The organism is Actinoplanes sp. ATCC 53533 (genome assembly GCF_003947245.1).
The window spans coordinates 1-614 of record NZ_QHHV01000659.1; the positions used below are offsets into that span (position 1 = coordinate 1).

Here is a 614-nt window from a genome sequence, read left to right on the forward strand (position 1 = left end):
TTTGGAATGAAGCTCAGGATCGTCACCCAGAACGTCGAGGCGGGCGCAGCCGCCCAGAACCGATGGGCGGCGCTGGCCGCCGCGATCAACGACCTGCAGCCACAGTTGGTGATGTTGCAGGAGGTCGACTGGCTCACCAACCCCTCCGCGATCCGTGCGGCCGAATGGGATCTGGGCATGCGGCTGCTCGTCGCCAAGTCGCGCCACATGCCGACCGCGATCGCCTGGGATTCCGACCGGCTGACCCTGCGCGACAGCCACACCGACACCCAACACAAGACCTGGCACGGCTACTGCCTCGCCAGCTTCGACCTGACCGGAATCGACCTGCCGTGCCAGTTCGTGGCCATCAGCGCCCACCTGAACCCGAGCTCCGCGGCAGCCGCCGCGATCGAGGCGCAGATCATCGGGACCAGGGCATACCGACACGACGGCCTCGGCGTAATCGCGGGCGACGTCAATCACCCGCCGCTAGACGACCCGGAGCCGGACTGGACCACGATCCAGCCGTACAACCGGATGGCCCGCTGCCTGCCCATCACGTCCCCCGACGACCCGTGGCGGGCCAACACCATCGTCGGACAAACCCTGTACTCCGGCGGCTTCACCGACGT

Annotated in this window: 1 protein-coding gene; it reads left to right on the forward strand. The window is 67.4% G+C overall.

Going from position 1 to position 614, the window contains the following annotated elements; all coding sequences use genetic code 11:
* Positions 1 to 614 (forward strand): endonuclease/exonuclease/phosphatase family protein (locus tag DMB66_RS62325; protein ID WP_199753339.1); only part of this gene is annotated, 614 nt, incomplete at both ends.